The sequence below is a fragment of the Streptomyces solincola genome, from assembly GCF_002982015.1.
GTDB lineage: Bacteria > Actinomycetota > Actinomycetes > Streptomycetales > Streptomycetaceae > Streptomyces > Streptomyces solincola.
In genome coordinates, this window is sequence record NZ_PVLV01000578.1 from 1 (window position 1) to 8,194 (window position 8,194).

General features: G+C 76.3%; 3 protein-coding genes. 1 reads left to right on the forward strand and 2 read right to left on the reverse strand.

Going from position 1 to position 8,194, the window contains the following annotated elements:
- Window positions 1-2,466, reverse strand: a 2,466-nt coding sequence (locus C6N75_RS27470) for a sensor histidine kinase (protein WP_105871569.1), incomplete at its 3' end; no start/stop codon positions are given.
- Between the two features lie 563 nt (window positions 2,467-3,029).
- On the opposite strand from C6N75_RS27470, the gene C6N75_RS27475 reads away from it, so the two are divergent.
- Window positions 3,030-3,434, forward strand: coding sequence for a hypothetical protein (locus C6N75_RS27475; protein WP_105871570.1), 405 nt, complete (start codon window positions 3,030-3,032; stop codon window positions 3,432-3,434).
- A 258-nt stretch (window positions 3,435-3,692) separates the two neighbouring features.
- Here C6N75_RS27475 and C6N75_RS27480 read toward each other — a convergent pair.
- Window positions 3,693-8,194: coiled-coil domain-containing protein (locus C6N75_RS27480; protein WP_105871571.1), on the reverse strand; the 4,502-nt coding region annotated here is incomplete at its 5' end.

The following is an 8,194-nucleotide window of genomic DNA, read 5'->3' on the forward strand; positions in this document are numbered from 1 at the left end:
GGGCGGGGGGCGCAGTTGGGGCCGGCCGGCGGTGCGGTTCTCGGGCGTCTCGCCGGGCCGGGCGCCGTCGCCGGTGCGCGGGCGCGGCAGGGAGCCCTCGCCGAGTCCGCCGCGGGGGCGCGGACCGGGGCCGAAGGGGTCCGGGACGAAGGGGGCGGGGACGAAGGGCGCCGGGTCGGTCGTCCGGGGGGCCGGTTCGGCGTCCGGGCCGGTCCGATCCTGGTCGGGGCGGCGGGCCGGGCCCTCGACCGGTCCGCGCGGGTCGGTCGGCCAGGCGTGCGGCGGCCGGGGTCCGTCGTCGTCGCCGAGGGCGCCGACCGGGGCGTCGAGCTCGACCGGGCCGTCCAGGACCGGCGGGCGGTGCCCGGTGCGTCCGGAGGCGAGCGGGGACATGCCGGTGCGGCGCGGCAGCACGTCGCCGTTGGCGGTGCGCACGCCGGGGCGGGCTCGGCCGGCGCCGGCGCGTTCGGGCACCCGGCCGTCGGCGCGCGGGCCGGTGTCGGCGCGCCGGTCCTCGCCCGCGGGGCGGCCGCCGGCGCGGTCCAGGCGGAAGCCGGTGCCCTGGGTCTCGGGGGCGTCGGTGAGCAGCGCGGCCGGGAGGAAGACGACCGCGGTCATCCCGCCGTACGGGGAGGGCTGGAGGGAGACGCGGACGTTCTGGCGCTGGGCGAGGCGGCTGACGACGAAGAGGCCGAGCCGGTCGGTGTCGGACAGCTCGAACTCGGGGGTCTCGGCGAGCCGGAGGTTGGCGTCGAGCATGGCCTCCGGCGCCATGCCCAGGCCCCGGTCGTGGATCTCCAGGGTGAAGCCGTTGGCGACGCGTTCGCCGTGCACCTGGACGCCGGTGTGCGGCGGGGAGAACACGGTGGCGTTCTCCAGGAGTTCGGCGATGAGGTGGGTGAGGTCGGCGACCGCGGGGCCGCCGACGCCCAGGCGCGGCAGCCGGCGTACCTCGATGCGTTCGTAGTCCTCGACCTCGGCGACCGCGGCCCGGACCACGTCCATGAGCTGGACGGGTTTGCGCCACTGGCGGGAGGGCGCGGAGCCGGAGAGGATCACCAGGCCCTCGGCGTGCCGGCGCATGCGGGTGGTGAGGTGGTCGAGACGGAAGAGGTCGGCGAGTTCGGCGGTGTCCTCGGTGCGCCGTTCCATGGCGTCGAGCAGGGTGAGCTGGCGGTGCAGCAGGACCTGGTTGCGGCGGGCGAGGTTGACGAAGACCTCGGAGACGCCGCGGCGCATGTCGGCCTGCTTGACGGCGGCCTCGACGGCGGCCCGCTGGAGGGTGTTGAGGGCCTGGCCGACCTGCCCGATCTCGTCGCGGTCGTAGCTCAGGTGCGGGACCTCGGTCTCGACGTCGACCTGTTCGCCCGCGGCGAGCCGGCGCATCACGCTGGGCAGCCGGACCCCGGAGACCTCCTGGGAGTCCTTGCGCAGGGTGCGCAGGTCGCGGACGAGGCCGCGGCCGACGCGGACCGAGACGACGAGGGAGGCGAGCAGGGCGACGAAGCCGAGGACGCCGGCGACGCCGGCTTCGAGCAGGACGTTGCGGGCCGCCGGTTCGACGCGGTCCTGGTAGCGCCGGCCTGCCTCGGTGTTCTCGGTGACGAGCCGGTCGAGGACCGGGGTGGCGAGTTCCTCCCAGCGGGCGGCGGTGACGGCCTTGCGGGCGCCGGCCGGGCCGGCGTCGAGCAGGGCCTCCTCGGCGTCGCGCAGCGGACCGGTGTCCGGGCCGCCCCAGTAGCCGCGGAACACCTCGCGTTCGCCGGCGGGCAGTTGCTCCAGGCTGAGGTCGTACATCAGCCTGCGGTGGGCGACCAGGTCGGAGACCACGCGCAGTTCGCCGGCGGTGGTCCGGTCGGTGAGCAGCGAGGAGGCGACCAGGGCGTCCTCGCGGGCGAGCATCTCGCGGGCGCGGACGACGCCGACGAGGCCGCGGGCCTGCTGTTCGAGGTCGACGTTCTCCAGCGCGGTCAGGCCGGCCAGGAAGCCGTAGCAGGGGTCGATGAGCCGGTTGTAGAACTCCAGCGCCTGGAGGCGGCCGACGGACCGGTTGTCGACGCTGCGCCGCAGGGCGGTGACCTCGTCGAGGGCGGTCAGCAGGGCACTGAGCCGGCGGGCGGGGCGGCCGTCGAGGGTGTCGGCGACGGCGGCGTCCCGGGCGTTGGCGCGGATGCGGGCGATGCCCCGGTCGGTGGCGATGCGCTCGGCGCGGAGTTTGGGCAGCGCCTCGGCGTCGCGAGGGTCGGCCAGGTAGACCAGGGTCTGGCGGCGCTCGTCCTGGATGTCGCGGACGGTGTCCTCGAGCGGATAGCCGATCTTGTCGACGATGTGGGCGACGTCCAGGAGTTGGTCGGCCTGGCGGACGGTCAGCAGGGTGGAGAAGGCCCACAGTCCGGTGAGCGACACCAGGGGGACGAGGAGCAACGCCACGATCTTCCGGCGGATCGACTTCCCGCGAAAGCGCATGGCCTCCCCCACTCGCACCCGTGCGAACGTTCGGGGACCCATCAAGGTTCACCCGCCCGGGTGTTGACATCAACACAGCAGCAATAAACGGCGCGAGCCTACTACCGGAGCGGTGACATCCCGAAGAGATGTCCGGATGATTTTCGGACGCGCCTCGGGGCCCAGATCACGAGTTGTCCGGGTATTCGGCGAGTTGGCGGGCGCGGGCGGGCGGACCGGCGTCCGGCGTGCCGTCACTTCTTGGACAGAGAAGAGCTCGGGGATGGCCGGAATTGCATGCTGCGTGCATCACGTCGGCCCTCGCCGCCGGAACCCTTGCCGCCGGAAATCGGGGGAAGACTGGCCTCGGGGCGGCAGTGCGCGCGACGATCCCGCGCGGAACGCCCCGCGCGCCCTTCCCGCTCGTCGCGCGTCAGGAAAATACGTCCGACTTCGTCAGGTCGACGGGAATCATCGTCGCCGTTCGGACGTCTTCTCCTATAGACGGCCGGGAGGGCGTGAAACGGCTCAAGAGGGGCAGCCACCCTTCTGACGACGGTCGGCGGTGGGGAGTGACGGTTGGTATGGAGACGGCTCGGCGTGAACTGTGGGTGGAGGAGCCGGTCGGGCGGCGGCGGATGCCCGACCCGGTACGGACGGCCGCCGTCCGCGCGGTGCTGGTCACCGCGCTGACACTGGGGCTGGCCACGGTGGCGTTCTTCTGTTCGGTCACCGGCTCGTGGCTGGCGTTCCCGATGGTGCTCGGCAGCATCGCCGGCACGATCGTGGCGACCTGGGCCGTGCTGGACGTGTGGGTCACCCGCCAGGTGTGGAATCAGCGCCACGGCGTGGTGTCGGCGCCCAGCAGCACGGCTCGGGCGCTGCGCCGCGAGCGGCGGGCCCGGCAGGGCCAGTACGCCGAGGCGCGGGACGCGGACCGCATACGCGGGTCCCGCGGCTCCGGCCACGGCCGGCTGTCCCGGGCCTGACGGTCCGGGAGCCCGTCCCGGGCCTGACGGTCCCGGAGCCCGTCCCGGGCCTGACGGTCCGGGAACCTGTCCCGGGCCTGACGGTCCGGGAGTCGGGGCGCGGTCGTTACGAGAGCAGGGGCGCAGTCGGTACGGGGCGGGGCCAGGTCCGTTCGGGGCCGGGCTGGGACCCCGTCCGTACGGGGCGCAGTCGGTACGGGGCGGGGCGGCCGCATGGCCGTGCCGCCCCGTACCGTCACGCGCTGTCCCCCCGTACCGTCACTCGTCGCCGGCGGGTACGGGCTCGGGGCGGCCCTTGCGGAACATGCGGGTGGCGGTGATCTCGCCGTGCACCGCGGCCTCGCCCTCCGCGCGCTGCTGGGGCAGCCCGGGCCGCAGGTGCTCCTCGACGCTGATGTACTTCAGCCCGGCCCGCAGGTCGGCGTCGTTGCGCAACCGGATGACCAGGGGGAACTCCGCGAGCGCCGTGGTGTCGAACAGCCCCGTGGTGTAGAGGAGCTGGACTCCGAGGGCGTCGGAGACCGCGCGCTGGAGCTCCAGCAGATAGGTGGCGTTGGCGCGGCCGATGGGGTTGTCCAGGAAGAGGGTGCCGGCGTGCCGGTGCTTGTCGCGGCCGCGGTCGTTGCTGCGCAGCGCGGCCATGGTGCAGTACAGGGCGATGGCGGCGGTGAGGAGCTGGCCGCCGGAGAAGACGTCGCCCATCTGCCCGACCGGCACCCGCTCGGCGCGCAGCACCGCGTCCGGCTTGAGGATCTCGACCGCCACGCCCTTGGGCTGGAGGGCGGCCTGCACCCCGCGCAGCAGCAGGGACATGCCGTCGCGGCGCAGGTCGGAGTTCTTGCGGACGGCAGAGCGGGTAGCCTCGTCGATGACGTCGCCGAGCCGTTCCACCAGGGTGGCCTGGTCGGGTTCCTCGAAGCGGATGCGCAGGAACTCCTGCCCGGACCACTCCCCCAGGCCCTCGGGCAGGCGGGAGAGGCGCTGGGCGGAGCGCAGGGTGGCCAGGGCGGACTCCACCAGTCCGCGCAGCCGGTCCACGATCGAGTCGCGGTTGCGCTCCAGTTGGGCCAGCTCGTCGGTGAGGACGCGCAGCCGGGGCGCGAACGCCTCGGCCCACTTGGCGGCGTGCTCGGGCAGGGCGGCGGCGGGCAGTTCGCGGATCTGCTGGCGGGCGGGGGTGCGGACCTGCTCGTAGCGGGTGGAGTTGGCGTGCCGGACGAGGACGTCGCTCGCCTCGCGGACGGCGGCCTCGGCGGCGGAGAGGTCGGCGGCGCAGCCGCGCAGCGAGCGGCGGGCCTCGGCGGCGGACTGGCGGGCCTCCTCCAGGGTGCCGGGGTAGGGCTCCGGGGTGCTGTCCGGGTCCTCGTCGGCCGGCTCGCGCAGCAGGTCGCCGAGGAGGGCGGCGGTCTCGTCGAAGCCGCCGGCGGCGTCCTCGGAGGCGCGGTGGGCCTGGAGCAGTCGGGCGTGGCTGGTGCGGGCGGTGTCGAGGGACTCGGTGCGCACGGCGAGTTCGCCGGTGGCGGTGCGCAGCAGGCTCTGGGCGTGCTCGGCGTCGGCCGGGTGCAGCTCCTCGGGGAGGTCGGTGTGCGCGGCGGCGTCCTCGGGGGCGAGGCGTTCGGCGTCGCCCCGCAGCCGGCCGAGCTTCTCGCTGGCTTCGGAGGCGCGTGACTCCAGCATCTGCACCAGGGCCTCGGCGCGGGCTGCGGCGGCCTGCCGGGAGGGCCCGTCGGCGCCGTCGGGGCTTTCCAGCAACTGGGCGGCGCGGGTGCGGACCTTGTTGGTGAGCCGGTCCAGCTCGGCGAGGGCGGCGCTCTCGTCGCTCTCGGCGCGGGCCTGTTCGGCGCGCAGGTCCGCGCCGACGCCGACCTTCTCGTACAACTGGGAGGCGGCGCGGTACGCCTCGCGCAGGGCGGCGAGCGGGGCGCGGGGGGCGTCGCCGTCGGCGGCCGGGAGGTTCTCCGGGGCGCCGGCGATCTCGGCGCGTTCGGCGCGCAGGGCGCGGGCGGTGCGGTGGGCGTCGTCGGCGGTGCGCTGGGCGGCGCGGCGGTCCTGGTCGGCGGCGCGGGCCCGGTCCAGGAAGGTCTGGGCGCGGGCCTCGTGTTCGGCGGCGTCGTCGGCGAGCTCGCGGAGCCGGGACTGCCAGCGGGCGCGCTCGCGCAGCCGGTGGGCGAGGCCGGCGAGGGCGTCGGCGGCGCGGCGGGCGCGCTGGGCGGTCTCCTGGCGCTCGTCGCGGACCCGGGCGGTCTCGGCGGCGCTCTCCTCGGTCTCGGCGCGGAGCGCGCGGGCCTCGGCGAGCGCGGCGTCGGCGGTGTCGGCGGCCTCGCGGGCGGCGGCCGCGGCCCGGGCCAGTTCGGTGAGCATGCCGGGCGGGCAGTCGGCGCGCCAGGAACCGATGCGGGCGGCCAGTGAGCGGTCGCCGGCCAGGCGGGCGGCGAGCGCGCGGATCTCCTCGTCGCGGGCGGCGGCCCGGTCGCGCAGCGCCTGGCGCTCCTCGTCGGCGGCGTTCTCGTCGTGCATGGCCGGGTTCGGCGGGACGAGGAACACGTCGCCGACCGTCGGCCCGTCCGGTGCGGGGACGGGCGCGAGCAGGGCGGCGGCGGTGCCGACGGCGACGGCGGAGCGGGGCAGCAGGGCGGCGCCGGCCAGGGCCTCGCGGGCGCGGGCGTAGGAGACGGGGTCGGTGATGACGACGCCGTCGACCAGTTCGGGGCGGGCGGCGAGCACGGCGGCGTGGTCGGCCGGGTCAACGGACTGGGCGAGGTAGCGCCAGCCGGGCAGGGCGGGGATGCCGTGCTCGCCGAGGTACTCGACGGTGGCCAGCACGTCGGGGCCGGGCGGCAGCAGTCCGCCGTCGCCCAGGGCGCCGAGGATGCGGGCGTCGTCGGCGGCGGCGGTGCGCAGTTCGAACAGCTTGCGTTCGGCCGCGGTGACGCCGTCGTCGAGGAGTTCGCGGAGCTGGTCGGCGTACCGGTCGAGGTCCTCGGCGGTGAGCCCGCCGCCGGGGCGCGGCGCGGGGGCCGCGGTGTCCGGCTCGGTGCCGGGGCGGCGCTGGCCGGGGACGCCGGCGGGCTGGCGGTCCTCGGGGAGGCCGAGGAGTTCGGTGAGCCGGGGTTCGGCGGCGATGGCCTCGGCGGCGCGCCGTTCGGCCTGGTGGGAGCGGTCGGCGGCGTGGGCGGCGTCGGCGGCGCGGGCGGCGGCGAGGTCGGCGCGGGATTCGGCGGCGGCCGCTTCGCGGGCCCGGTCGGCGGCGGTGCGGGCCTGTTCGCGGGCGGTCTCCCAGGCGGCGACGGCCGTGTTCTCGGCGTCGCTGGCGGCCAGGGCGGCGCGGGCCGGGTCGGCGTCGGGGGCGGTGTCGTCGAGCCAGCCGGCGCGGACCGCCTCGGCGGTCTCCTGCTCGACTTCGGCGAGGCGCTGGCGGAGGTGTCCGGCCTCGCTGCGGGCGCGCTGGGCTTCGGTGGCGGCGGTGGTGGCGTCGCGGTGGGCGCTCTCGCCGGCTTCCTGGAGGGCGGCGGACCGCTCCTCCTGCTCGTCGGCGTGGCGTTCGCCGTCCTCGGCGGCACGGGCGAGGGCGCGGACCAGGTCGGCGGCGGCGGTGGCGCGGGCGGCGAGGGCGGGGGCGGCGTCCCGTTCGGCCTCGCGGATGGCGCCGGCGACGCGGGCTGAGCGGTCGGCGGCGGCCCGGTGGCGGAGCACCGCCTCGGCGGCCTGCCAGGCGGAGTGCAGGGTGCGGGCGTCGGTCAGCTCACGGCGCTGGGCGGCGGCGCTCTTCTCCGCGGCGGCGAGGGCCAGGGAGGCGTGCCGGTAGGCGAGTTCGGCGGTGATGAGGGAGGAGCGGGCGCGGGCCTGCTCGGCCTGGGTGACGGTGTGGGCGGCGGCGGTGACCTGCCGGGCGAGGTCGGCGGCGCGGTCGCGTTCGCCGGCGGCGCGCAGGGAGAGCCGGCGGGCCAGGCGGCGGGTGCGGCGCTCGGCGCCGGCGTGTACGTCGCGGGCGCGGGCGCGGTCGTGGGCGGCGTCCACGATGCGGCCCAGCAGGTCGGCGGAGCCGGCGGTGAAGTCGCGTTCGGCGGTGAGTTCGGCGCGGCGGCCGAGCTTGTTGCCGAAGCCGGAGACGAGGTCGGCCAGGCCGTCGGTGTCGCGGGTGTCGGTGACGGCGCGCAGCAGCAGGTCGGTGAAGTCGGAGTCCTTCTTGACCGCGAACAGGCCGGCGGCCTCGCCTTCGTCGGCGTTCATCTCCCGCTGGTAGCGGAAGAGTTCCGGGTCCAGGCCGAGGTCGCCGAGGTGTTCGTTCCAGCGGTCGTGGATCTCCTCCCAGTAGACCTCCAGGTGCGGGTAGGCCTTGCCGGCGTCGGTGAGGGCGTCGCGGAAGCCCTTCATGGTGCGGCGGCGGCCCTGGGCGCCGGAGGCGCCCTCGGCGAGCGGCCGGACGGCGGTGGACTCGGCGACCGGCAGGGAGTCCAGGCTGAGGCCGGGGCCGGGGCGGAAGGAGTACCAGGCCTCGGCGAACTTGCGCGGGTCGCCGGAGACCTGCCGGCCGCGCCACTCGCTGGCCTTGCCGACGACGACCAGCTCGCCGGTGAGGGTGTGCTGCCACTCCAGGGCGACGTGTCCGCAGTCGTCGGCGAGCAGGAACTTGCGCAGCACGCCGGAGCTGGCGCCGCCGAGGGTGTTGCGGTGGCCGGGGAGCATGACCGAGAAGATCAGCTTCAGCAGTACGGACTTGCCGCCGCCGTTCTCCAGGAAGAGCACGCCCGCGGGGGCGG